Annotated in this window: 24 protein-coding genes; 13 read left to right on the top strand and 11 right to left on the bottom strand. The window is 69.5% G+C overall.

Annotated features, from left to right (window positions below; translation table 11 throughout):
- Positions 1–5: 5 nt before the first annotated feature.
- Positions 6–818: a hypothetical protein gene (locus CA236_RS15320; protein ID WP_125946239.1), complete on the bottom strand. Its 813-nt coding sequence runs from the start codon at positions 816–818 to the stop codon at positions 6–8.
- 264 nt (positions 819–1,082) lie between these two features.
- Between CA236_RS15320 and CA236_RS15315 the strand changes: the two genes are divergently transcribed.
- From CA236_RS15315 to CA236_RS15305, 3 genes are all read left to right on the top strand, one after another.
- Positions 1,083–3,743 (top strand): M1 family metallopeptidase, encoded by a 2,661-nt coding sequence (locus CA236_RS15315; RefSeq protein WP_164518963.1) that lies wholly within the window; start codon positions 1,083–1,085, stop codon positions 3,741–3,743.
- Between the two features lie 58 nt (positions 3,744–3,801).
- Positions 3,802–5,625 (top strand): DUF885 domain-containing protein, encoded by a 1,824-nt coding sequence (locus CA236_RS15310; RefSeq protein ID WP_241212697.1) that lies wholly within the window; start codon positions 3,802–3,804, stop codon positions 5,623–5,625.
- Between the two features lie 122 nt (positions 5,626–5,747).
- Positions 5,748–6,296, top strand: a complete 549-nt coding sequence (locus CA236_RS15305; RefSeq protein ID WP_125946238.1) for a GNAT family N-acetyltransferase — start codon at positions 5,748–5,750, stop codon at positions 6,294–6,296.
- 97 nt (positions 6,297–6,393) lie between these two features.
- On the opposite strand, the gene CA236_RS15300 is transcribed toward CA236_RS15305, so the two are convergent.
- Complete coding sequence (locus CA236_RS15300) at positions 6,394–7,044, bottom strand: hypothetical protein (RefSeq protein ID WP_164518962.1); 651 nt, start codon at positions 7,042–7,044, stop codon at positions 6,394–6,396.
- Between the two features lie 210 nt (positions 7,045–7,254).
- Between CA236_RS15300 and CA236_RS15295 the strand changes: the two genes are divergently transcribed.
- Positions 7,255–8,334, top strand: coding sequence for a hypothetical protein (locus CA236_RS15295; RefSeq protein WP_125946236.1), 1,080 nt, complete (start codon positions 7,255–7,257; stop codon positions 8,332–8,334).
- A gap of 132 nt (positions 8,335–8,466) precedes the next feature.
- The gene (locus tag CA236_RS15290) at positions 8,467–8,793 is read left to right on the top strand and encodes a hypothetical protein (protein WP_125946235.1); all 327 of its coding nucleotides are present in this window, start codon (positions 8,467–8,469) and stop codon (positions 8,791–8,793) included.
- 55 nt (positions 8,794–8,848) lie between these two features.
- On the opposite strand, the gene CA236_RS15285 is transcribed toward CA236_RS15290, so the two are convergent.
- Both CA236_RS15285 and CA236_RS15280 read right to left on the bottom strand, forming a co-directional pair.
- On the bottom strand, positions 8,849–9,331 hold the full coding sequence (locus CA236_RS15285) for a MucR family transcriptional regulator (protein ID WP_125946234.1): 483 nt from the start codon (positions 9,329–9,331) through the stop codon (positions 8,849–8,851).
- Positions 9,332–9,431: 100 nt separating this feature from the next.
- The gene (locus CA236_RS15280; protein ID WP_125946233.1) at positions 9,432–9,752 is read right to left on the bottom strand and encodes a UvrB/UvrC motif-containing protein; all 321 of its coding nucleotides are present in this window, start codon (positions 9,750–9,752) and stop codon (positions 9,432–9,434) included.
- Between the two features lie 150 nt (positions 9,753–9,902).
- On the opposite strand from CA236_RS15280, the gene CA236_RS15275 reads away from it, so the two are divergent.
- Both CA236_RS15275 and CA236_RS15270 read left to right on the top strand, forming a co-directional pair.
- Positions 9,903–10,787, top strand: coding sequence for an SDR family NAD(P)-dependent oxidoreductase (locus CA236_RS15275; RefSeq protein WP_125946232.1), 885 nt, complete (start codon positions 9,903–9,905; stop codon positions 10,785–10,787).
- A gap of 78 nt (positions 10,788–10,865) precedes the next feature.
- Positions 10,866–11,318, top strand: coding sequence for a DUF3597 domain-containing protein (locus tag CA236_RS15270; protein WP_125946231.1), 453 nt, complete (start codon positions 10,866–10,868; stop codon positions 11,316–11,318).
- Between the two features lie 46 nt (positions 11,319–11,364).
- Here the strand turns inward: CA236_RS15270 and chrA are convergent, their stop codons facing one another.
- Positions 11,365–12,753, bottom strand: coding sequence for a chromate efflux transporter (gene chrA / locus CA236_RS15265; RefSeq protein ID WP_125946230.1), 1,389 nt, complete (start codon positions 12,751–12,753; stop codon positions 11,365–11,367).
- 308 nt (positions 12,754–13,061) lie between these two features.
- On the opposite strand from chrA, the gene catB reads away from it, so the two are divergent.
- A complete protein-coding gene (catB, locus tag CA236_RS15260; RefSeq protein ID WP_125946229.1) occupies positions 13,062–13,700 on the top strand; it encodes a type B chloramphenicol O-acetyltransferase in 639 nt (212 codons plus the stop codon).
- A 20-nt stretch (positions 13,701–13,720) separates the two neighbouring features.
- Here the strand turns inward: catB and CA236_RS15255 are convergent, their stop codons facing one another.
- The 6 genes from CA236_RS15255 to CA236_RS15230 form a co-directional block, all read right to left on the bottom strand.
- Positions 13,721–14,464, bottom strand: a complete 744-nt coding sequence (locus tag CA236_RS15255; RefSeq protein ID WP_125946228.1) for an SDR family oxidoreductase — start codon at positions 14,462–14,464, stop codon at positions 13,721–13,723.
- Between the two features lie 30 nt (positions 14,465–14,494).
- Positions 14,495–16,717, bottom strand: a complete 2,223-nt coding sequence (locus CA236_RS15250) for a xanthine dehydrogenase family protein molybdopterin-binding subunit (RefSeq protein WP_125946227.1) — start codon at positions 16,715–16,717, stop codon at positions 14,495–14,497.
- Complete coding sequence (locus CA236_RS15245) at positions 16,714–17,706, bottom strand: xanthine dehydrogenase family protein subunit M (protein WP_125946226.1); 993 nt, start codon at positions 17,704–17,706, stop codon at positions 16,714–16,716. The genes CA236_RS15250 and CA236_RS15245 overlap by 4 nt, the downstream gene beginning before the upstream one ends.
- On the bottom strand, positions 17,703–18,218 hold the full coding sequence (locus CA236_RS15240; protein ID WP_231621852.1) for a 2Fe-2S iron-sulfur cluster-binding protein: 516 nt from the start codon (positions 18,216–18,218) through the stop codon (positions 17,703–17,705). The genes CA236_RS15245 and CA236_RS15240 overlap by 4 nt, the downstream gene beginning before the upstream one ends.
- Before the next feature lie 150 nt (positions 18,219–18,368).
- A complete protein-coding gene (locus tag CA236_RS15235) occupies positions 18,369–18,911 on the bottom strand; it encodes a nuclear transport factor 2 family protein (RefSeq protein ID WP_125946225.1) in 543 nt (180 codons plus the stop codon).
- 128 nt (positions 18,912–19,039) lie between these two features.
- On the bottom strand, positions 19,040–19,942 hold the full coding sequence (locus CA236_RS15230; RefSeq protein WP_125946224.1) for a LysR family transcriptional regulator: 903 nt from the start codon (positions 19,940–19,942) through the stop codon (positions 19,040–19,042).
- Between the two features lie 200 nt (positions 19,943–20,142).
- Here CA236_RS15230 and CA236_RS15225 point away from each other — a divergent pair, with 200 nt between their 5' ends.
- The 5 genes from CA236_RS15225 to CA236_RS18830 all read left to right on the top strand — a co-directional run bounded on the left by CA236_RS15225 (position 20,143) and on the right by CA236_RS18830 (position 23,713).
- Positions 20,143–21,156 carry a glycosyltransferase family A protein gene (locus tag CA236_RS15225; RefSeq protein WP_125946223.1) on the top strand — a complete coding sequence of 338 codons (1,014 nt, stop codon included), beginning with the start codon at positions 20,143–20,145 and terminating at the stop codon, positions 21,154–21,156.
- Positions 21,153–22,136: an acyl-CoA dehydrogenase gene (locus tag CA236_RS19170; protein WP_125946222.1), complete on the top strand. Its 984-nt coding sequence runs from the start codon at positions 21,153–21,155 to the stop codon at positions 22,134–22,136. The genes CA236_RS15225 and CA236_RS19170 overlap by 4 nt, the downstream gene beginning before the upstream one ends.
- Positions 22,137–22,165: 29 nt before the next feature.
- Entirely contained in the window at positions 22,166–22,801 is a 636-nt protein-coding gene (locus tag CA236_RS19165) for a PIG-L family deacetylase (RefSeq protein ID WP_241212696.1), read from the top strand.
- Entirely contained in the window at positions 22,798–23,370 is a 573-nt protein-coding gene (locus CA236_RS15210) for a class I SAM-dependent methyltransferase (RefSeq protein ID WP_125946220.1), read from the top strand. The genes CA236_RS19165 and CA236_RS15210 overlap by 4 nt, the downstream gene beginning before the upstream one ends.
- A 169-nt stretch (positions 23,371–23,539) precedes the next feature.
- The gene (locus CA236_RS18830; protein ID WP_164518961.1) at positions 23,540–23,713 is read left to right on the top strand and encodes a hypothetical protein; all 174 of its coding nucleotides are present in this window, start codon (positions 23,540–23,542) and stop codon (positions 23,711–23,713) included.
- Positions 23,714–24,142: the final 429 nt, after the last annotated feature.

Raw genomic sequence — 24,142 nt, 5'->3', positions numbered from 1 at the left:
CCACGTCACGGCGCGGCGGCCAGGGTGATGCTGCTGCCCTTCACCTCCCACAGGCGCTTGTCCGGGGTCGCGACAAATACCGGCAGGCGGAGGTTGTAGGATGCGACGACATGCATCTCGGTCGGCACCGGATCGAGATGGTGCGAGACGGTGAAGCCGACCGGCTGCGCGCCCTTCGGCAGCTTGGGCGCCGTCATGTTCATGCAACTGGCGGTATAGGGGCGGGACGCGAGCACCTTGCCGTCGGGACCGATGACGACGCGAAAATGGCCGCCCATCGGATAGGTCGCGGCCTCCTGCTGCGCCGTCAGCAGATAGACCGCAACCGGACCGCCCGCGCGCGGTGGCACGACGACGGTATTGAAGGGGACGGGCGTGCATGGCGTGAACGCGCGCGCCTCAGCCGTTTGCGCCGCCACCTCGCGCGCACGGGCGAGCACCGCTTGTTCCGCGCTGAGCGGGACGGGCGTGGCGAGCACTGTGCTGCGCACGACCTTGCCGCCCTTCACCTCGGCCACGAAGACCGCCTGCGCCGCCGCCGCATTGCCACGATAATAGGTGACGCGAAGCATCTGCGGCCCCGCCGGCTCGACGACATAGCCGCCGATGTCCGACAATTGATCCTTCTGCAGCACGGCCACCAGCGCGTCGGAACTGACCCAGGCCGCGCGATCGAACACAAAGATCAACTGGCCAAGCCGCGCTGCCTCGGCGATCCGTTGCTCGACGGAAGGTGCGGGAGCGGTGTTCTGCGGCGGCGGTGGAGCGTCCGCATCTTGGACCAGCGCCGCCGACATCAACGCTGCAACGACCAGCATCACTTCATCCCCCCGTTATACCAAGACGGAGGCTGAACGAGCGGCGCCTGACTGGCAATGGGCAGGAGGGGCTAAATTGCGGTTATCGCGGCGAAACCGTGCCATTCTTCCCGGCCCGGGCCGGTGGAGCGCGCGCGGCCCGGCCGACAACTGTTGACGGAAACGCCCGCACCGCCGCACGCACCTGCGCGTCGTTGCGACGGATACTTGCTGCGCGTCGCGGCGCGCCGTACCGGTTGCGTGGAACTGGTTTTCGGAGCCTTCATGCGCGCCATCCTTCTCGCGACGACACTGTCCCTGCTGGCAACCACCGCCGGCGCGCAGACCGCAGCCCCGGCGGCCACCGCTGCTCCCACGATCGCCGCCGACCCCGCCGCGCCCAAGGGGCGGTTGTCGGACGCCGCCATGCCCAAGGCGTACCGGCTCGATTTCACGATCCAGCCGAGCAAGCCGGACTTTTCCGGCCATGGCGAGATCGACGTGATGGTGAAGGCGCCGACCAGCCGGCTCTACCTCCACGGCCGCGACCTCAAGGTAAAGGCATCGGCGCGCGTCGGCGGACGGACGATCCCGGCCACCTTCACGCAGGTCGACAAGACGGGCACCGCGCGGCTCGACTTCGCGCAGCCGGTGCCTGCCGGCGCCGTAACGCTGGTGTTCGACTGGACCGGCAGCTTCGGCGACAGCGCGTCGGGCCTCTACCGCGTCAAGGTCGGCGACCAATGGTATAGCTGGACGCAATTCCAGTCGATCGACGCGCGCGCCGCCTTCCCCGGCTTCGACGAGCCCGGGTTCAAGACGCCCTTCACCATCTCGATCACCACCGACCCCGGCTCCAAGGCGATCACCAATGCGCCCGAGCAGGGCGTGACCCGGGTCGGCGGGCTGGAGAAGCACCAGTTCGCCCCCACGCGCCCGCTGCCCACCTATCTGGTCGCGCTGGTCACCGGCCCGTTCGTGCACGAGACCGCGGCGATCGCGCCGACGCCGGAGCGTGCCGAGCCGCTGCCGCTCGGCATCGCCGTCACCCAGCCGCTGAAGGACCGGACAGCCTATGTGCAGGCGGAAACGCCGCGCATCGTGACGCTGCTGGAGCAATATTTCGGCACCCCCTTCCCCTTCCCCAAGCTGGACCAGATCGGCTCCCCGATCATGCCGGGCGCGATGGAGAATGCCGGGGCCGACATTTACGGCGACGGGATCATCGCGCTCGCGCCCGATGCGCCGGTGTCGCAGAAGAAGGTGTTCGGCATGGTGGTGGCGCATGAGCTTGCCCACCAATGGTTCGGCGACCTCGTCTCCCCTGTCTGGTGGGACGACCTGTGGCTGAACGAAAGCTTCGCCAACTGGATGGGTTTCCGCATTGGTGGCGAATGGCGGCCGGAGCTGAACATCGGCGTCGGCGGGCTGGAGGATGGCTTCTCCGCGATGAACACGGATTCGCTCACCGTCGGGCGGCCGATCCATGAGCCGATCACCGAGAATGCGAACATCGATTCCGCCTTCGACAGCATCACTTATGGCAAGGGCGGCCATGTGATCGCGATGATCGCCGGCTATCTGGGGGACGAGAAGTTCCGCGACGGCGTGCGCCTGCACCTCAAGCGCCATGCCTATGGCAACGCCGCGACCGCCGACTTCTTCAAGAGCCTGGCCGATGCGGCGCAGGACCCGCGCGTGGTGACGGCGATGCAGAGCTTCGTCGACCAGCAGGGCGTGCCGCTGATCACGCTGAAGCGCGACGGCAACCGCCTGGTCGCCAGCCAGTCGCGCTACACCTTCATCGGCCAGACGCCGCAACCGACGCGCTGGACGGTGCCGTTCTGCTACAGCGTCGCGGCGACACGGAAGTGCACGTTGATCGACGGCCCGTCGGCGGTGATCGACGCGCCGGCCGGCAATGCCGCGCTGATGCCCAACGCGGGCGGCACCGGCTATTACCGCTTCGATCTGGAGCCGGCCGACTGGGACCGCCTGATCGCAACGTTCCCGTCGATGTCGGGCGCGGAGGCGATCGCCGCCAGCGACAGCCTGTGGGCGGCGTTCCGCGCCGGCCGGATGGATGCGCCTCGCCTGCTGGCCGGCACCGCGGCGCTTGCGGCCAACGCTGATTCCAACGCTGCACTCGACGGGGCGCAGCGGCTTGCCGGGCTCAATCGCCGGGGCGTGATCCCTGCCGCCGCCGTGCCGGCGTATCGCGCCTATCTCGACCGTACCTTTGCGCCGCGCCTCGCCGCGCTCGGCTTCGATCCGGCGGCGGGCGCCTATGCCAGCGACGATCCCGACCGGCAGAAGCTGCGCGCCGACCTCGTCTCGCTGCTGGCGCATGAGGCGGAGGACAAGGCGGTGCTGGCGAAGCTGTCCGCCGCGGCGCAGCGCTACATCGCGGGCGACAAGGCCGCGCTCGACCCGACCTATCTTGCCGATGGCTTCGCCGCGATCGTCGGGCAGGGCGGCCTCCCCGCGGCCAAGAAGATCATGGACCTTGGCCTCACCAGCGAGGACCCGGTGGTGCGCAGCGCCGCGCTGACCGCGGTCGCCGACAGCGGCCAGCCGGAAATCGCCACCTGGGCGCTCGGCTTCGGCGATGCGCGGCTTCGCTCGCTCGAGCGGGCGACGATGCTGCTGCGGCTGGCGCAGGCACGGGGCTCCAGCGCGATGACCGGCGACTGGATCGTCGAGAATATCGATACGCTGCTGGGCAATGCCAACGGCATCTTCGCCGGCCGCCTCGCGCAATCCTTCGCCACGCAATGCGGCGCCGATCGTGCGGCGCGCATCGATGCCGCGGTCGGCGGCAAGATCCGCGAAGCAGGTGCCGGCGTGCTCGATTACGAGCGCACGCTGGAGGGGATCCGCCTGTGCGGCGCGCTGCGCGATGCGAAGTCGGCCGAGCTCGGCGCCGCGCTGACCGCGAAGAAGTGAGCGCCGCCAGCGATCGACTGACCGACCCTAAGCCTTGCCACCCTTGATAGGAGCCATTGTGCAGCCCTTCCTCCTTGCCACTGCGATCGCCTCCCTCGCCACCAGCGGACTGGCCCTGCCGGCTGCCGCGCAGACGCCGGCGGCGACATCCGCCAACGCCGAGGACGCGCGGCTTACCGCCTTCCTCGACGCCGAATTCGCCGAGATGCTGAAGTTCCAGCCGCAAACCGCGACCCGGCTGGGGCTGAAGGACGGCGGGGACCGGTGGAACGACATCAGCGATTCCGCCGCCGACGCCTTTGTCGCGTGGCGGCAGGCCAGCGCCGCGCGGCTGAAGGCAGGGTTCGACCGCGCCAAACTGTCCCCGCAGGCGCAGGTCAATTACGACATCTGGCTGCTCGAGGCCGAGCGTGCGGCGATGGCCAACGCCAACCGGCGGTTCAAGCCGCCGCTCTATTCGCGCCTTTATTCGACGCACAGCCAGCTGCCCGATTTCCTGATCAACACCCATGCCGTCGCCGATGTGACCGACCTTAGGAACTACATCGCCCGGCTGCGCGGCCTGCCCGCCGTGCTCGATGTCGCGATCGAGCGGACCCGCGCGAGCGAGGCCGCCGGCATCCGCGTGCCGCGCTTCCAGATCGAGACGATCATCGCCGGCAGCGAGAAGCTGACCCAGGGCGCGCCCTTCGGCACCGGGCCGGACGTCGCGCTATGGGCCGACGTCAAGGCCAAGACGGAAAAGCTGGTCGCCGCCGGCAAGCTTGACCGCGCGCAGGCCGACACGCTGCTGGAAGAGGCGCGCACCGCGATCCTCGCGCTGCAGCCCGCCTATGGCCGCGTGATCGCCTGGGCGAAAAGCGCGCTGCCGACCGCGCCCAGCGGCCGCGTCGGCGCGGTCTCGCTGCCCGGCGGCGCGGCCTTCTACGCCGATGAGCTGAAGCTCAACACCACGACCGATTATACCGCCGACCAGATCCACGCGATCGGCCGGTCGGAAGTCGCGCGGATCGAGGCGGAGCAGGACGCGCTGGCGCGCAAGGCCGGGCTGAAGGACCGCCAGGCTTATTATGCCGAGCGCGCCCGCCTCTTCCCCTCGCGGCCGTGGACCGACGCCTCGCGCGCGGAATATCTCGCCAACGCCAATGCGTTCGTCGCCCGCACTCGCACGCTGCTGCCCAATTACTTCGGCACCCTGCCGGAATATCGCATCGAGGTCGTGCGCGAGCCGTCGTTCAGCGAAGTACCCGGCGGCGCGGCACATGCCTCGGCGCCCAGCCCGGACGGGTCGCGCCCGGCGCGCACCTATGTGCACATGGTCGGCAACCAGGAAGATCCCGCCGCGATGTACACGCTGATGTGTCACGAGGCGATCCCCGGCCACAACATGCAGGGCGACATCCAGGTCCGGCAGAAGGGCGGACCCAAGTTCCGCTCGGTCACCGGCTATGTCGCGTTCGGCGAAGGCTGGGGCCTGTATGCCGAGGCGATGTGCAAGGAAATGAACGCCTTCCCCGACATTGCGGCCGATTTCATGCGCCTCGATGCCGAGCTGTTCCGCGCCGCGCGGCTGGTGGTGGACACCGGCATCCACGCGCTCGGCTGGACCGAGGATCAGGCGGTCGACTATCTGCACAAGACGGGCCGGCAGCCGATCGAAAAGGCGCGGTCGGAAGTGCGCCGCTACATCACGCTCCCGGGGCAGGCGACCGGCTACAAGATCGGCATGCTCAAGATCGTCGAGCTGCGCCGCAAGGCGGAGGCCGCGCTGGGGCCGAAGTTCGACATCAAGGGCTTCCACGACCTGCTGATCGCGTCGGGATCGCAGCCCTTGTCGATCCTGGAGCGCCGCGTGAACGACTGGATCAAGTCGCGCGCCTAGCCTGAATGCCGCCATCGTCGTTCCGGGCGTCCGCCCGGAACGACCGCGGCTCAGGCAATCGTGGCTGACACGGGCGGCAGCCATGAGATAGGTCGCGGCGGACGAGACCTGCAAGGCATGACATGACCCCAACGACCAACACTGCCTTCGACACGCGATGGGCAACCAACGCCGACCTCCCGGCACTCGAAAGGCTGATGAAGCGGGCGATTGACGCCTTGCAGACCGGCCTGCTCACCCCTGAGCAGGTCGCCGCCAGTCACGCGATCATGGGGCTGGACACCCAGCTGATCGAGGATGGCACCTATCTGATCGCAGTGCGTGATGGGATCATCGCGGGCTGCGGCGGGTGGAGCAACAGGGCGACGCTGTACGGTGGCGATCACAGCACCAGCCTGCGCAATCCCGCACTGCTCGATCCCGCGCGCGACCCCGCGAAGATCCGGGCGATGTACACCGACCCCGATTTCGCGCGGCAGGGAATTGGGCGGCTGATCCTGGACGGATGCGAAAGGGCCGCTGCCCGCCACGGCTTTGCCAGTGTCGAGTTGATGGCGACGTTGAGCGGCGAGCGTCTCTATGCCACCGCCGGCTATGTCCCCGTCGAGAAGGTGGAGGCAGTCGTCGACGGGATTGCGATACCGCTGATCCGGATGCAGAAGCAGCTGTGACACACGCGGAAAGCCTGTGCCCCGCAATCGGACGTCATTGAACGGTCAATAATCGGCTGGATTGCTGCGCCGACCCGGTCATAGCGTGATCAGCCGGTCATTCCGTAATCAGGTTGACGACCGACGCCTGTTGCGGCGTGCGGATGCCGGCCCAGCTGCCCGTCCAGCGACGCTGCGGCGTTTCGATCTCCATCGTCTGAATGGCACCCCCCGCCACGATCCCCGGGTTTCGCTGGAATGTTGGCGAGGCGTAGAGGCAGGGGTCCGCGAGGGCGCGGTCCAGCGCGCGGCCCTCGTCCACCGACAGGTCGCGCTCGAGCGTCAGAGCCGGACGTGGCGCGATCGACGGAAGCCCCGGCCCCTGTTCACCGATACCGCTCGTCCGCCACTGGCCCTGCGCGTCGCGTACGGCAATGACGCTGAAGTCGAAGCTGGTGTGGTGCGTGCCCGACGACCAGAACAGGATGCGGCTGGTGCCTTCCGGCAGCGGTATCTTCATGCGCGTGCGAAGCGCCCGATGCTCGGCGAGACGGCTGGCCTGCGGCGCCCATGACACGTCCGTCGCGGTCGCCAGCGCGTCCGCGCCCGGACAGCTGGCGAATGTCCGCTTCGCATCGTCCGGCGCGCGAAGATCGCTGCCGCGCCCGACGTTCTCCCCTGTCAGGCAGCCGGTCAGCATGAGAGCAGCGAGCGGGATCAACCGTGCGAGCATCCGCCTGTGATAGTTGATCAATTCCCCGTCCGCCATGGCGCGTTTTCTGCCAGCGCAGGCCGGCACGCAACAGTCCCAGCCACTTTCCTCCGGCTCGTGCGTTGTGGGCGCGCAGGAGACCGTTCATGACCACGCCGTCGACCAGACCTTCGCGCCGCCGCGCTGCTGCCCCGCCTCGTCAACCGGGTGCCGGCTCGGTCGGCCGCGACCACAGTTGACGAGCGGGCGCCGCGGATGAAGGGACGAATGAAGGTCGGTCATATTTGTGATGTTCAGCCGGCGCGGCATAGGCGCGCTGCTGATGATTATTCGGGCGAGATGATGACGGTACGTGCGAACCTTGGCTGGGGATTGCTGGGCGGGATGGCGATCGCGCTGTCGGGCTGTGCGACGGCGCCCGCGCCTGTGCAGCCGCCGGCCGTGGTCCCCACGGTGACGCCGCCGCCCCCCGTCATGCCGGCGGGCGGCTATATCGGGATGAAGATCCCGCCCAAGCGCACCACCGACGGAAAGTATTTCACGCCCAATCTGGACAATACCGATCAGGCCGCGGTCTGGCATTTGCGCAATGCGTTGAATGTCGCGGCACTCGGATGCGACCAGGCGGGCGGCGGGGTCGCGGAACTGTACAGCGCGTGGGTCACGACCCAGGCGGCCGCGATCGATCGCTATTACAAGGCCTATATCCGCGAATGGCAGGCGCCCGGCTGGTGGGACTGGCAGCGCGTCTATGACGACAACCAGACGCGTATCTACAATTTCTATGCCCGGCCGGCGGTCCGCCAGGCGTTCTGCGCGGTGGCCCGCGAGGAGGTGGCGAAGGTAGGCCAGGTCGCCGAGGCTGATCTGCCCGCCTTTGCGCGTGAATCCCTGCTGCGGCTGGACCGGCCGTTCGTCGAGTTTTTCGCCGCCTACGACAAGTGGCGCGATTATTATAAGGCGTCGCTGCCACCGGAGGAGCCACCGGCTGCGGTGGCGGCGGTCGGCGTGGCCGCGCCGGTCGGCGGCGACATGCCGGCCGTCGGCACCGCAACGCCAGAGACCGTCATCGAGGCGCCTGCCGCGGGCGCAGCCATGGCGGAAGGCGTGATCGAGGCACCGGCAGCGGGCGCGGTCATGCCGGAAACGGTCATCGAGGCACCGGCAGCAGGCGCCGTCATGCCGGAAACAGTCATCGAGGCGCCAGCGGGGGGTGCCTCCACGCCGGAGACGGTCGTCCAAGCGCCGCCGGCGGTCGCCACCGAAAACCCGCCGCCCGACGTTGAGCCGCTCCCGGCGCCTCCTCCCGGCGACGCCCCGGTCGCGGCGCCCGCGCCGCCGCGGTGACGGGTCGCCGCCCGCAACCCGTCAGGCGAACGCCGGAAAACGGCAGGCAACACGGTCCTCGAGGCGCGCGGCGACTATCGCGCCGCTCATGCGTCTTCCCTACCAGCTTCATTCCCGCATGAAGAGGTGCCGATGATCACGACCCTTGCCCTGATGCTCCTCGCCGCACCGGCTCCGTCGCCGCCGCGCTGCTCATCCTTCGCCACGCTGCCTGCGACGGATCAGAAGCAATATGGATCGCGCTATCGCTTCCGCGTGCGGACAAAGGGCAAGGCAGTCGCAGAGGAATGGGTCCGCACCCGGGTATGCCCGGAGGCGCGCGCCGCCTTGCGGGCAAAGCGCAATGCACCCCCCACCGACAAACATGGTCGCCCCTGCACCAGGACGCGCACCGAAATGCGCCCCATCACCAGCGATGGCAGCATGACGATGATCCCGCGGCAGGTCTGCGTCCGATAACGCCGGGCAGGCCGGACGCGACCGGCGCCCGGGCTGCCCGATCCGCCGCTTGGCGTCAGCCCCGCTTGGCGCGCGGCTTCGGCGCGGTCGCGCCCTCTGCCGTCTTGCCGGCCTTGCGGCCGAGCCCGATCTTCTTCGCCATCGCACGGCGCGCTTCCGAATAGCTGGCCGCGACCATCGGATAATCTGGCTTCAGCCCGTAACGCGCGCGATATTCCTCCGGCGTCAATCCGTGGCCGGCAAGATGGCGCCGCAGCGTGCGATAGGGTTTGCCGTCGATCATCGACAGGATGTGGTCCGGCGAAGCGAGCGACTTTCTGACCGACACGGCGGGAATATAGTCGAGCGTTGCTTCCGACGGCTCCTCGGTTTCCTTTGGTCCCGAAAGATCATCGACCGCGCGATGCATGTTCTGGAGAAAGGCCAGCACATCATCCTCCGACGCGCGCGTGCTGGGATTCGACAGCCATGCGGTCGTCAGCTGAACCGCAAAATCAATCGTGTCGAGCGTCCCGTCATAGGGGGAATTGTCCGTCATTATGTTGTAATCTTTCACAGGGGAAGAAGCGGAAGTGGCGGCCTAATATAGCCGGCGCAAGTTTAACATATCTTAAAGTATATGCACGCCGGTAATACCGTCACCTCTTCTTGTCGTTCCTGAGCGGCGGGATTTTCGGCGCTGATCCGCGCGGCGCCTTGCTGCCGGAGGTCATCAGATCGGGCTTGGGCGGCGGTTTCCATCCGGGCGGCGGCACGGGGCGCTGCCGGCTGGTGCCGAGGCCCATCGCGCCCGGCTGCTGCCGCGCGAGGCCGGAGGTGTCGGCCCGCGCGGCCTCGTCACCGCTCGCGCCGCCGCGGATCAGGTTGATGCGATCACGCAGACGACGCGCCTCCTCGAAATCGAGCGCGTGCGCTGCCTCCTCCATCCGGCGGTGAAGATCCTCGATCGTGTCGGTCATGCCGGCTCAACGCGCATATGCGCCTTCGGGTAGCACCCTCCCCCCATCTCCCGACGCCGCCGCACGCGCTGGCTGGCGCCGCGCCGGCGAAGCACCTAGCATCACGCGCGACAACACCGTCCGCAAAGGACGGGTATCGGGAGAGATGCCATGAAGGACCTGCGTGGAAAGACCGCGTTCATCACCGGGGGCGCGAGCGGGCTGGGCTTCGCCATGGCCGAGGCGCTCGGGCGCGACGGCATGAACATCATGATCGCCGACATCGAGGCCGAGGCCGCGCAGCGGAAGGTGGAGGAGCTGCGCGCACGCCAAATCCGCGCCGAATGGGTGCAGGTCGACGTCACGAGCCGCGATTCGGTGCGCAAGGGCGCGATCGAGACGATCGCCCGCTTCGGCAAGGTCCACCTCATCGCCAACAACGCCGGGGTCGGCGCGGGCGGTGCGCTGGGCAGCGTGCCGGAGGGCGACTGGGACTGGGTGATCGACGTCAATTTGAAGGGCGTGGTCTATGGTGTCGAGGTGTTCGTGCCGCTGATCGAAAGCCACGGCGAGGGCGGGCACATCGTCAACACCGCCTCGATGGCGGGGCTGATCAGCCCGGCGGGGATGGAGCCCTATTGTGCCAGCAAGTTCGCCGTGGTGGCGATGAGCGAGGGCTGGCGCCAGCAGCTTGCCCCCCGCAACATCGGCGTTTCGGTGCTGTGCCCCGGGCTGGTGAGCACCAACATCTATGCCGGCCGACGCAATCGCCAGCATGCGGTCTATGGCGAGCGGGACAAGGATTACGGCCAGGCCGATATCGAGCGGCAGCGCGAATGGATGGCGGGCGGCATCGACCCGCTGGTCGTCGGCCAGCGCGTGGTCGAGGGGGTCCGCGACAATGACCTCTATATCCTCAGCCACGTCGAATATGAGCGCGTGGTGCGCGACCGGTTCGACCAGATCATGGCCGGGTTCGACAAATCGAAACAAAGCCCCGCGCTGAACACCCTCCCCCGCGACCGCCGGCTGGACGTGGTGAGCATCGACGGCTGAGCGGGTCGGGGCGGTCGGGGCGGGCACCATCCTCCGTGCGCCGCGTTGCAGTCGCAGCGAAACGACAGGAGTGAGGTCATGAGTATCTTCGGCTCGATCAAGAAGGCGATCTTTGGCGATCGCGGGCCGCTTGGTGGCCAGTTCTCGGGCAAGCCCGCCCCTGCCCCGCAAGCCGCTCCCGCGCCACAGGCCGCCCCGGCGCCGCAGACCTCCCCGCACACCTCTGCGCCGGCCGCTGCGCCCGCTGCGGCCCCCGCGCCTGCCGCGGCCCCGGTCGACGTTGAAAAGGTGCTGAGCGATCTCGCGGCAAAGCACGGCGGCCCCGCGCTCAACTGGCGCACCTCGATCGTCGACCTGATGAAGCTGCTGGGGATCGATTCCAGCCTCGCCAACCGCAAGGAACTGGCGACAGAGCTTGGCTATACCGGCGCCAAGGACGGGTCGGCGGAAATGAACATCTGGCTGCACAAGGCCGTGATGCGCGAGCTGGAGAAGAACGGCGGGATCGTGCCCGCCAGCCTCAAGGACTGAGCCGGAACGGCGGGCGGGGGCGCCCGCCCCCGCCCGTGCCGCCCCGTTACCGGATCCAGCCAAGGGCGTAGAGCGCCAGCCCCGCCGCCGCGGTTGCGAGCAGCGTCGTGATGACCCCCGCCCGCAGCACGAAGATCGCCACAGCGGCACCCAGCGACAGCGCCAGCGCCGCGGGGTCGATACTGGACAGCACCGGCGCGTCGAAGCGCAGCGGGCCCGCCGAAATACTGGCCGTCTCGCGAAACAGCGTGTGGAGCGCGAACCAGATCGCCAGGTTGAGCACGACGCCGACCACCGCGGCGGTGATCGCGGAAAGCGCGCCCGCCACCGCCACATTGCCGCGCAGCCGTTCGATGAACGGCGCGCCGAGGAAGATCCACAGGAAGCACGGCACGAACGTCACCCAGGTCGCGAGCAGCCCGCCGAGCGTACCCGCGAGGAGCGGCGACAGCACGCCGGGATCGCGATAGGCACCGAGGAAACCAACGAACTGGAGCACCATGATGAGCGGCCCGGGTGTCGTTTCGGCCAGTCCCAACCCGTCCAGCATCTCGCCCGGGGCCAGCCAGCCATAGCTCTCCACCGCCTGTTGCGCGACATAGGCAAGCACCGCATAGGCGCCGCCGAACGTCACCATCGCCATGGTGGAGAAGAAGGTCGCGATGCGGCTGAACACATTGTCGGGGCCAAGCGCCGCGATCAGCGCGGCGACCGGCACCAGCCACAAGGCCAGCCAGACGATCGCGGTTCGCGCCGCCGCGCGCCAGCCGGGCCGGGCATGGTCGGGCAGCTCCTCGCCCAGCACGGTGTCGGCGTCGGCAACGATCGTCCCCGTCGTGCTGCCATGGCCGCCCGCCCGGAATGCCGCGCTCCCGCGTCGCGCCGACCACCATCCGATGATGCCGGCACCCAGAACGATCAGCGGAAAGGGCACGCCGGCGAAGAAGATGAGCGCAAAGGCCGCCGCCGCCAGTGCGCGCGCGGCGCCGCTGCGCAGCGCGCGGCTGCCGATGCGCACCACCGCCTGCACCACCACCGCCAGCACCGCCGCCTTCAACCCGAAGAACAAGGCCGAGACGATGCCGAGCCGGCCGTAGAGGACATAGATCCAGCTCAGCACCATGATCGAGATCGCGCCGGGCAGGATGAACAGCACGCCGGCGATGATCCCGCCCCTCGTCCGGTGCAGGAGCCAGCCGATATAGGTCGCCAGCTGCTGCGCCTCGGGGCCGGGCAGCATCATGCAGTAATTGAGCGCGTGCAGGAACCGATGCTCGCCGATCCAGCGCTTCTCGTCGACGAGGATGCGGTGCATCACTGCGATCTGCCCGGCCGGCCCGCCAAAGGACAAAAGGGCGATGCGCAGCCACACGCGGACGGCCTCACCCAGGGTCACCGGCGGCGGCGCTGTCACGATGCGATCGCGGCGCTGCACGACGGAGGCGATGGCCGGTCACGGACAGCAGACATGGCGCCCCCTCCCTCGCATGATCATGCCGGGACGAGCGCGGCCCTGTCCCGAAAGGACGAATGAGCCACGCCGCCCGGCCCGTGTCAATCGGCGGCGCGGCTGCGTGCACGAGGGTTGGCAGGGCGGTGCGCCTGGCGCATGATCGCGGCATGAAGATCACGCCGAGTAGCCGCTGAATCGCGCCCTTCCGTCGATGACGGGAGCGGCCGCGGCAGGGTATCCATGCGATCCCCTGCCCCGTTGCTCTGCCAATTTCCTACGGATCTTCACCCATGCAGCAGGTTTTCGAAAGCCCGTTCAAGGGCATCACGCTCGACCAGCAGGTCACCAATCCCAACATCTCGGTCGGGCGCTACAGCTATTATTCGGGCTATTATCACGGCCACGGCTTCGACGATTGCGCCCGCTATCTACTGCCCGATCCGGGTGTCGACCGGCTGATCATCGGCTCCTTCTGCTCGATCGGATCGGGCGCGGCGTTCATCATGGCCGGCAACCAGGGGCATCGCAGCGACTGGATCAGCACCTTTCCCTTCTACTGGATGCCCGACGTCCCCAGCTTTGCCGGCGCGGCGAACGGGTTCCAGCCGGCGGGCGACACGGTCATCGGCAACGACGTGTGGATCGGGTCGGAGGCGGTGATCATGCCCGGCATCGCCATCGGCGACGGCGCGGTCATCGGCACGCGCAGCCTCGTGACCAAGGACGTCGCGCCCTATGCGATCGTCGGCGGCAACCCGGCGCGCGTACTGCGCCACCGCTTCGAACCGGCGGACATCGCGCGCCTCCTGGACATGCGCTGGTGGGACTGGACCGACGAAGCCTTGCAGGAGGCGATGCCGATCCTGACCAGCGGCGACATTGCCGCGCTGTACGACCATTGGCATGCGAGGGTGCGCGGCGCACGCTAGCGGGGCCGCCGGCGGGGCGCCTAGCGGCTGTTGAGCGCCGCCAACGCCTCGTCGAACCGCCCCTCGCGCTCGGCATCGCGCAGGAAGCCGACCCGCTCGACCAGGATCTCGGGCGGGGTCGGGTCCTGCGCGAACAGCGTCATGACCTCATCGATGAACGCGCCCAGCGGCAGATACCCCTCGCGCGTTTCCTGCCCCGGCGTCAGCCCGGTCTGCACCGCCGGGGGCACCAGCTCGATCACCTCGACCCGGCCGGCAAGCGCATGGCGCAGCGCGACGGTGTAGGAATGGATCGCCGCCTTGGTCGCGTCATAGGTCGGCGTCGCGACCAGCGGGACGAAGGCGAGACCGGAGCTGACGTTGACGATCGCGGCATCGGGCTGGCCGACCAGATGGTCGATCAGCGCATCGATCAGCCGGATCGGGCCCAGCAGGTTGGTGGTGATCGTCGCCTCCGCATCGCTGAGGTCGCGTGCCCGGTCGAGCGGCTCCATCCGCATGATGCCGGCATTGTTGACGAGAACGTTGACGTCCGGATGCTCGGCCAGCAGGCGCCGCGCGAAATCGGCGATGGCTGGCGCGCTCGTCACGTCGAGCTCGATCGCATGCATGTTGGCGCGGCCGGCGATCGACGCCTCCAGCGCCGCGCGCCGCCGCCCCGCGACGATCACCGTATTGCCGGCATCGTTGAACCGATGCGCCAGAGCCTCCCCGATCCCCGATCCGCCGCCGGTGATGAGGATCGTGTTGCCGCTGTTCTTCATCGTCGCTCCTGTGCGCTGAGGGACAAGCCGTCAGTCCGGCAGGCCGGGCAGCAGCTTGTCGAGCGTCACGGGAAACTCCCGGACGCGAACACCCGTTGCATTGTAGATCGCATTGGCCACCGCCGCGCCCGATCCGCAGGTGCCAAGCTCCCCCACTCCCTTCAGGAGCAGCGGATTGGCGATGGAATCGCGCTCGTCGAGGAACAGCACGTCGATCGCGGGAATGTCGGCATGCGCGGGGACGTGATATTCGCCGAGGTCGCGATTGACGACCTTGCCGGTCCGCGCGTCGTGGACCAGTTCCTCGGTCAGCGCCGCGCCAATGCCAAAGACGATGCCGCCGATCGCCTGCGACGTGGCGGTGCGCGGGTTCAAGATACGGCCCGCAGCGAACACGCTGTTCCAGCGGGACAATCGCGTCTCGCCGGTCACCGCATTGACGCGCACCTCGCAGAAATGCGCGCCATAGGCCGCCTGGCTGTAGCGCGCATTGTTCTCGCCGGGCTCGGTCGACCCCTCGACGCTCATCCCCTCACCGGCGAGCCGCGCCAGCGGATGCCGCGCGCCGCGCGCGATCAGCGCATTGTCGGCAAAGCGCGCCTCCGCCAGCGGGACACCGGCCGCCGCCGCCAGCTGCGCACGCAGCGCCTCGCACGCGGCATAAACCGCCGACCCGGCCGTGGCCGCGCCCCAGCTGCCGCCCGACCCGGCGCTGCGCGGGTTGTCGGTATCGCCCAGCCGCACCTCCACCCGGTCGGACGACACGCCCAGCAAATCGGCAACGATCTGCGTCAGGATCGTATAGGTGCCGGTGCCGATGTCGGTCATCTCGCTCTCGATCGTCACCTGGCCGTTGCCGCCGATCGACACGCGCGCCGCGCTCGGCCCGTACAGATTGCCGCGCACCGATGCCGCCATGCCGTGCCCGATCAGCCATTCGCCGTCGCGCATCGCGCCCGGCGTGCGGTTGCGTTTCGACCAGCCGAACCGCTCCGCCCCGCGCTGCAGGCAATCGACCAGCGCGCGGCTGGAAAAGGGCATGCCCTCCTCCGGGTGCCGATCCGGCTCGTTACGCAGGCGCAGATCGACCGGGTCGATACCGAGCTGCTCGGCCAGCTCGTCCATCGCGCATTCCAGCCCAAGCTGCCCCGCCGCCTCGCCCGGCGCGCGCATCGACACCGCCAGCAGCTTGTTCACCCGCACCACCTTGTGATCGACGAGGCGGTTGGCCCCGGCATACAGAAGGTGCGTGGCGATGCCGGCGGGCTCGAAGAAGCTCTCGCCCGCCAGCTGGTCGGTGATCGTCTCATGCGCGATCGCGGTCAGCCGGCCGTCGGCGTCGGCGGCCAGCCGCAGCCGCTGGTGCGTGGCGGGGCGGCGGCCCGTCGTCTCATAGACGTTCTGGCGGGTCATCGCGACCTTGACCGGCCGGCCCAGCTGCTGCGCCGCGATCGCTGCCGCCGCGGCCTCCGGCATCAGGCCCAGCTTGCCGCCGAAACCGCCACCGACGAAGGGCGACCGAACGCGCACGTTCTCGGGCGCGATGCCAAGCACGGTGGCAAGCTGGTCGCGCGAGGTGACGGGCGACTGATAGGATGCGTCCAGCGTCAGCCGGTCGCCCTCCCAGGTGGCGACTGCGGCATGCGGCTCCATCGCCGAATGGCTGTGGCTGGGGGTGGTCCAGACCGCATCGACGCGATGCGCCGCGGCCTCCATCGCCGCCTCCACATCGCCCTGTTCGGTGTGGATCAGGAACAGGCCGAAGATGTCGTCGGTCGGCGGCGCGGCGCGGTCCAGCGCGGCTTCCATGTCGAACACGCCGTCATCGTCGGCGGCGCAGTTGATCGTCACCATGAGCGCGGCGGCGCGCGCCTGCTCGAACGTCTCGGCCACCACCACGCCGACCGGCTGGCCGAAATAGACGACCTCTTCCACCCCCTGCACCGGCGCGGCCGATCCGGCGAAATCGCCGCCGTTGCGGATCAGCCGCGGGTCGGTGACGACCGCCAATACCCCAGGCATCGCCCGCGCCGCCGTCGCCTCCAGCCGGGTGATCCGCCCCTTGCCGACGGGCGCGCGCAGCAGCACGCCATGCGCGAGGCGGTCAGGGAAATGCTCCGCGGCATAGCGCGCCTGCCCGGCCACCTTGCGCGGGCCATCGACGCGCGGCAGCGGCCGCCCCACCTGCGGATCGGCGGCGTTGTCGACCAGGCTGTGGCTGAACGGCGCGTCGAGCTTGATCGTCGCGCTCATCGGGCACTCTCCTGGGCAAGGGACGCAAGGCTGGCGACAAGCGTGCGCCTGAACAGCGGCAGCTTGAAATCGTTCGCGCCGCTGCCGCGCGCCTCGGCGAGCACCGCGTCGGCGACACGGGCGAACAGCGCGCGATCGGGTGCCTCGCCCACCAGCATCGCCTCCGCTGCGCGATCGCGCCACGGCATCGTCCCGACCCCACCGAAGGCGAGCGCGGCATGGCTGATCCGCCCGTCAGCAACCGCGACAATCCCCGCCACCGACACCAGCGCAAAGGCATAGGACGCCCGGTCGCGCACCTTGCGATAGCTCTGGCGTCCGGGCGGCGGCGGAGGCAGCGTCACCGCGGTGATGAGCTCACCCGGTGCCAGTATCGTCTCGCGCTCCGGCGTATCGCCCGGCAGCCGGTACAACGCTTCCAGCGTCAGCGTGCGCGGGCCATCGTCATGCCCGACCGTCTCCACCCGCGCATCGAGCGCGCGCATCGCCACCGCCATGTCCGACGGATGCGAGGCGATGCAGGCCGGCGAGGTGCCGAGGATCGCCATGATCCGGTTGAACCCGCCGATCGCGCTGCAGCCGCTGCCCGGCTCGCGCTTGTTGCAGGGCGTCGCCGGGTCATAGAAATAGAAGCAGCGCGTGCGCTGCAGCAGATTGCCCGCGGTCGTCGCCTTGTTGCGCAGCTGCGCCGACGCCCCCGCGAGGATCGCGCGCGACAGCACGGGATAGCGCGCCCGCACGCGGGGGTGCGCGGCAAGATCGGCATTGGTGACGAGCGCGCCGATGCGCAGCCCGCCCTCCGCCGTTTCCTCGATCGCCTTCAGATCAAGGCCGTTGATATCGACCAGCTGGCGCGGACGCTCGATGCCGAGCTTCATCAGGTCGAGGAGGTTCGTTCCCCCTGCGATGAAACGGCCCTCCCCCCGCGCACCCTGCGCCGCGAGCGCCGCGTCGACGGAGGCGGGGCGGATATAGTCGAACGCGATCATGCCGCCGCCTCCGCCGCCTGCTGGTCGGCAACCTGCGCGATTGCCTCCACGATGCGCGGATAGGCGGCGCAGCGGCACAGATTGCCGCTCATCCGCTCGCGGATCTGCGCGGCGTCGAGCGTCACCGGCGCCTCAAGGTCGTCGCTGACATGGCTCGGCCAGTTCTCCGCCACCTCGCCCAGCATGCCGATCGCGGAGCAGATCTGGCCCGGCGTGCAATAGCCGCACTGGAATCCGTCGGTCGCGACGAACGCCGCCTGCAGCGGGTGAAGCGCCTCGGGCGTGCCGATGCCTTCGATCGTGGTGATCGCATCGCCCTGATGCATCACCGCCAGCGTCAGGCAGCTGTTGATGCGGCGGCCGTCGACCAGCACGGTACAGGCGCCGCACTGGCCATGATCGCAGCCCTTCTTGGTGCCCGTCAGGTGCAGATGCTCGCGCAGCGCGTCGAGCAAGGTCACGCGCGCGTCGATCGCCAGCCGGTGCGTCGTGCCGTTGATCGTCAGGTCGATATCGGTGGTCGCTTCCGCGTCGATCCAATCCACAGTCACTCCCTCGGCGCCCGCGTTTCCGGGCTCCATTCCTCTGTGCGATGCGATCGTATCGCATGGCCGACGCCCGCCGTTCCGCGCCGATCTGTCGACGCAGCGGGGACAGAATTGTCAGTCGCGGGCGTCGCGCCGCGGCACTTTGGCGAGCGCGGCCTTGAACGCTGCATTGTCGAGAAATGCGGTGACGGCGGTCACCCGATCGCCGCGCACGGTCATGATCCACAGATAGGTATTGCGATAGGTGGAGCCGTCGGCGAGCGGCGCAGTGCCGCCCCAATGGACCAGCACGTCGTCGCCGTCGGCCCAGATGCGCCGCACGGTCGGGGTGAGCGGCGCGGTGAGCCGCGCGGCGAGCGGCCGCGCCGCGCCCGCGAGCAGCGCCTCACGCGACCGGTAGGTGGTGGCGACCGCCGGATCCTGGCCGGTGATATGCCAGACCACGTCATCGGTGAGCAGGTCGAAGACGTCCGCCTCGCCGCGCGCCCATTGCGCAAAGGCCCGCTCGATCAGCGCGCGATTGGCCGGTTGGCGATTGACCGGTTCGCGGCTGGGCGCCGCCACCGGATCCTGACGCGGCACGGCGGCAACGGGTGTGGCAACGGGGGCGGCAAGCAGAACCGCCGCCAGCGCGGCAGGCATGATGGACGATCGCAACGACTTGTTCTCCCGGATGCTGCTGCAAGAACAGCGCAGCGGGCGCGCGAGTTCGTCGCCGAAATGTCCCCCCTGGCGGGACGGGCCGCAACGCGGCCAGATCGGGCTAGGCCTGCGCCGCGACGGGATCAGGCCGACAGGCGCCTGCGCACGAACCCCATGAACGCCTCCAGCGCGGGGGAGCGATGCGCGTCGTCGGGGGTGTAGAGATAGGCCGGCCAGCGCAGGCAGTTCCACTCCGGCAGGATCTCGACCAGTTCGCCGGTCCGCAAGGGGCCCTCCGCCACCACGTCGAGCAGCCGGACGATGCCATGGTCACAGCGCGCCGCGGCGATCAGTGAGGCGGCGTCGTTGACGGTCAGGCCGCATTCGGGCGCGATCGTGCGCGTCTCCCCCGCAGCGTCGATGAAATGCCACGCATGCGGGCGCCCGGTCACATCGTCGATCAGGCGGACGCAGCGATGCTCCTCGCCAATGTCCTCCGGCACCATCGGCGTGCCATGCCGGGCGAGATAGCCCCGGCTGGCGCAGGTCAGCACCCGGCTCTTCATCAGCAATTGCTTGTCCAGCCCGCGCGCATCGGGATCGCCAAAGCGCAGCGCGACGTCGAACCCGTCGGTCAACAGATTGTCGATCCGGTCGCGCACCAGCACGTCCAGCCGGACGCGCGGATGCTCGGCGAGGAAATCGGGCAGGATCGGGATCAGCACATCGGGCCCGAATGCCCCGTCGGTCGACACGCGCAGCCGCCCGCGGATCTCGGCCGGCGCCGCTGGCGTGGCGATGCGGCCCAGCGCCTCCAGCATCGGCGTCGCCTCGTCGAGGAACAGGCGTCCCTGGTCGGTAAGCTTCAGCGCGCGGGCATTGCGATCGAACAGCCGCAGGCCGGTACGCTCCTCCAGCCGGCCGATCGCCTTCCCCACCCCCGAACGCGACAGGCCAAGCAACTCGCTGGCGCGCGCATAGCTGCCCGTGCGCGCCACGGCGACGAACACGGTGATCCCCGCGATGATCCGGCCGTCGAACAGCAATGGCGCTCCCTTCCGGTGCGAAGGCTATCATAGATGCACCGCGCGCGGCACGGCGCCTTTGCGTCGCGCGAGGCGCGACGGATCGGCCACGATCTCCCCTGACCGCAACCTTCACCACGGGAGCCTAACCTGTGTTCGGGCGTATAACATGGATAGACAAGGGGCAGGGGCGATGATCGAGATGCGATCGACAGGATGTCGTGACCGGCGCTGAGGTCGCGATTGCGGTCCCGGTGCGTGACGAGGCGGACCGGCTTCCCCGGCTGCTCAATGCGCTGGCGCGGCAGGTCGGCGCGCCCCGCTTCACGCTGGCGCTGTTCTTCGACAATTGCGCCGACGACAGCCTTGCGATCGCCCGGCGGCTGGCCCCGACGCTTCCCTATCGCATCATCACCGACTGTTGCGACGCAGGTCGCCCGTCCAATGCCGGGCTCGCGCGCAGGCGGGCGACGGCGCTTGCGCTGTCGGTCGCGCCTGACGGGCTGCTGCTGACTACCGATGCCGACAGTTGCCCCGCGCCCGACTGGGTCGCGGCGACCTTGGCGGGGCTGGCTGAGGCCGATGTGGTCGCCGGGCGGATCGTGCAGCAACCCGGCCACGCCGCGCCGCTGCAGGCGCGGCTGGAGGTCTATTACGATCGCCTCCACGCCCTGCGCCGCCGGCTCGATCCCGTCCCGTGGGAGGCGGCCGACACGCATCACTGGACCAGCGCCGCCAGCCTGGCGATGACGAGCGCAGTGTATCGCGCGGCCGGCGGCTTCCCCCCGCTGGGGCATGGCGAGGATGCAACCTTTGCCGATGCCGCGGCGCGGCTGGGCTTCGCGCTGCGCCGCGATGGCGCGGTACGGGTGGCAACATCGACCCGGCGCGATGGCCGCGCCGGCGGCGGCTTTGCCGCGCATCTCGCGACGCTCGACACCGCGGAGCAGCCGCCGCTGGTGGCGCATCCGGCGGACGAGGCATGGCGCTATGCGATGCAGGCGGAGGCACGCCAGCGCCACGGCTGCGACCGGCGCTTCTATGCCCGGCTCGCCGCCCCGCTGCGCCTGCCGCTGGCGGAGATCGTCGCGGTGGCCGCCGAATGTACCAATGGCGAGGCGTTCGCCGCCCGGATCGTCGGCGCCCCGCCGGGCGGGATGCGCACGGTCACCCTGCCCGATGCCGAGCGGCTGATCGCGGGGCTGGAGCAGGACCGGCTGGAGGGCGCGGCATGATCGCCCCGCTGGACCGCGCCGCCATCGCCGCGCTCACACCCCGGCTGGAGAGCCTCGCCGACCCTGCTGATCCCGACGCGCTGCTGCGCCTGCTGCGGCTGCTCTACGCGGTCGGCCGCAGCGACCTTCCGCTCGGCCGGTTGTTCGAAGGGCATGTCGATGCGCTGCAGATCATCGCCCGGTACGGCAACGCCGCGCAGCGCAAGGCGGCACAGGCGGCGGCGCAGGCGGGCGGCGCCTTCGGCGTGTGGAACGCCGATCAGCCCGGCGACCCCGCGACGCTTAGCGACGGCCGCTTGTCGGGGGCCAAGGCCTTTGCCTCTGGCGCCGGGCTGCTCAGCCATGCGCTGGTCCCGGTCGATGTCGACGGCGGCCGACAGTTGCTGCTCATCGACCTGACGGAGACGCCGCCGGCGATCGACCGCTCCTGGTGGCGGGTCAGCGGGATGCAGCGGTCGGAAACGCATCTTGCCCGCTGGGACGGCGCAGCGCTGCCGCCCGAGGCGCTGATCGGCCAGCCGGGCGATTACGTGCGCGAACCATGGTTCAGCGGCGGCGCGATCCGTTTTGCCGCGGTGCAGGCGGGCGGGATCGCGGGCGTGGTCGATCGCACGCGCGACCATCTCGTCACCGCCGGCCGGGATGGCGATCCGCACCAGCGCGGCCGCCTCGCCGATCTCTACCGCGCGGCGCAGGGCGCCGCCGACGCGGTCGCGCGTGCGGCCGCCAACTGGCGCGTCGACCGCCCCGACGACACGCTGGCGCATGTCGCCGCGGCGCGCGCGGCGGTCTATGCCGCGGGCGAAGCCGTGCTGACGCTGGCGCAGGCGGCGGTCGGCGTGCAGGCGATGTTCCTCGATCACCCGCTCAATGCCGCGCTCGCCGACCTCACCGTCTATCTGCGCCAGCCCGCCCCCGATCTGCAGCGCGACCGGGCTGGCGCGGCGGTCGCCGCCGGGCTGCTGACCCCGACACTGTGACAAACCCAGGGAAACGCGGCTTCGGCCACGTGCGCCGCCTGCTGGTGATCGCGCCGCACCCCGATGATGAGGCAGTTGCCGCCTGGGCGCTGATGCGGCGGCTTCGCGCGCGCGGCGCGACGGTGGAGGTGCTGGTGGTCAGCGACGGTGGTGCCTCACATCCCGGCAGCCAGCGCTGGCCCCGCCCCCGGCTGGTGGCGGAGCGGCGGCGCGAGACGCGGCGCGCGCTGCGCCCGATCGGCATCACGCCGCCGGCGATCCGCTTCCTCGGCCTGCCCGACGGTGGGCTCGGCGCGCCGGCATCGCGCCTGCCCCACGCGCTGCGCCGCGCCTTGCTGTCGCGCCGCGCGCCCGACCTGATCATCGCCCCGATCGCCGAGGACGCGCATGAAGATCACGCCGCGGTCGCCCGCGCCCTGCGCGCGGCCCCCCGCCGCGGGGAGGCACGCGCGGTGTATAACGTCTGGCCGGCAGGCGCGGGGCGCCGGCTGCGCGGCCCGCACCTGCCGCTCACCGCCTCGCAGGTGCCGATGAAGCGCGCCGCGATCCGCCGCTACCGCACGCAGGCGGGGCTGATCACCGATGCCACCGCGGGCTTCACCATCACCCACCACCACCTCGCCGCCTTCGCCGCCCCGCGCGAACGGTTCGGATGGGACGCATGAAACCGATCGACCTCGCCGGGTTCGAGGCAAAATTTGCCCAGAGCGATGATCCCTGGTCGACGTGGGACAAGCCCGACGAGGTGGTGAAGCGCCACGCCATCCTCCACGCGCTCGGCCCCGGCCCGCTCGGCCGCGTGCTGGAACTTGGCGCGGGCAATGGCTCCAACAGCCGCTCGCTCGCCGCGCGCGCCCTCCGCCTCGACGCGACGGAGGCGACCGCGCACGGCACCCGGCTGGTCGCCCGCGCGATCGCCGGCCACGCCCCGCGCGCCCGTGCCCGCCAGCTCGCCGTGCCCGCGCCGCCGCCCCGCCCCTGTTATGACGCGGTGGTCATCGCCGAATTGCTCTATTATCTCGATCCCGCCGCGATGAACGCGCTGGCGCGGCAGGTGGCCGGCGTGCTGCGCCCCGGCGGGCGGCTTGTGCTCGCGCATCACCGCATCACCTTTTACGATTTCGCGCAGCAGGCGGCCGGCATCCACGATCGCTTCGCCGCCGCGAGCGGCCGCCGCTGGTCGTCCCGCCTTGTCCGCCGGACCGGGCGCTGGAGCGTCGTCGCCCTCACCTGACACGCCGGCTGAAGTCGAGGCCACGCTCACGACCGGCAGGACCGAAGCCGCGAGCGATGTCGCGGCAAACGGCAGCGGGGCGCAGTGATCCTGCCCTGTCGCAGACCTGTCTAACCCACGTTGTGGCGGACGATCCGACTCACAGCTATCGAGTAGCGAGGAGGTTGCCATGTCGATCTACGATAAGGAATACTTCTGCGTCCGCGCCGAAAGTGAGCTGCAGATGGCCAAGGCAGCACAGAATCCCGCCGCGAAGCGCGCGCACTACACGCTGGCCGGTCACTATCTCAATCGTGCGCATGGTGGTCAGTTACGCAACCTGCCCGCCTCTGCGGCAGAATGAGCTGCGGAAAGGATGATCTCGGACTATACTCTCTGACGGGAAGCTGATGTGCCCGGCGGAGGCAGGGCAGATCGGTGTAATTGAGGCGTGAGCAGAGGCGCCCCGCCGCTGTGTTCATTTGCCGGATTTTCCGGTCACATCGAAATAGGCGCTTCGGTACCCGCGGCGCCATGCGTCATATTCAACCGTGTTCGGGTTGAAAGGGCATGCGGAGATCGGATCGCCCTTCGCAAACGCATCCCGCCCCGCCAAGAGAGCGTCTGTGACTCGCTGCGGCGAGCCATCATCATCCCGGTTTGCCAACTGCCCCTCCGCATCGGCTGCCCCCGGTCAGCACGATAAACCCCATCAGTTACGCCAAGATACTGGTCATGCGACGCGCCAGACTATCAGTCTCTTGTTCCAGATCAAAGCCTTACCGGCTTGGCG

This window comes from Sphingomonas sp. ABOLG (assembly GCF_003950435.1).
Taxonomy (GTDB): Bacteria; Pseudomonadota; Alphaproteobacteria; order Sphingomonadales; family Sphingomonadaceae; genus Sphingomonas; species Sphingomonas panaciterrae.
The sequence above is the reverse complement of the archived record's forward strand: the minus strand, read 5'-3'. Positions and strand labels throughout refer to the sequence as shown.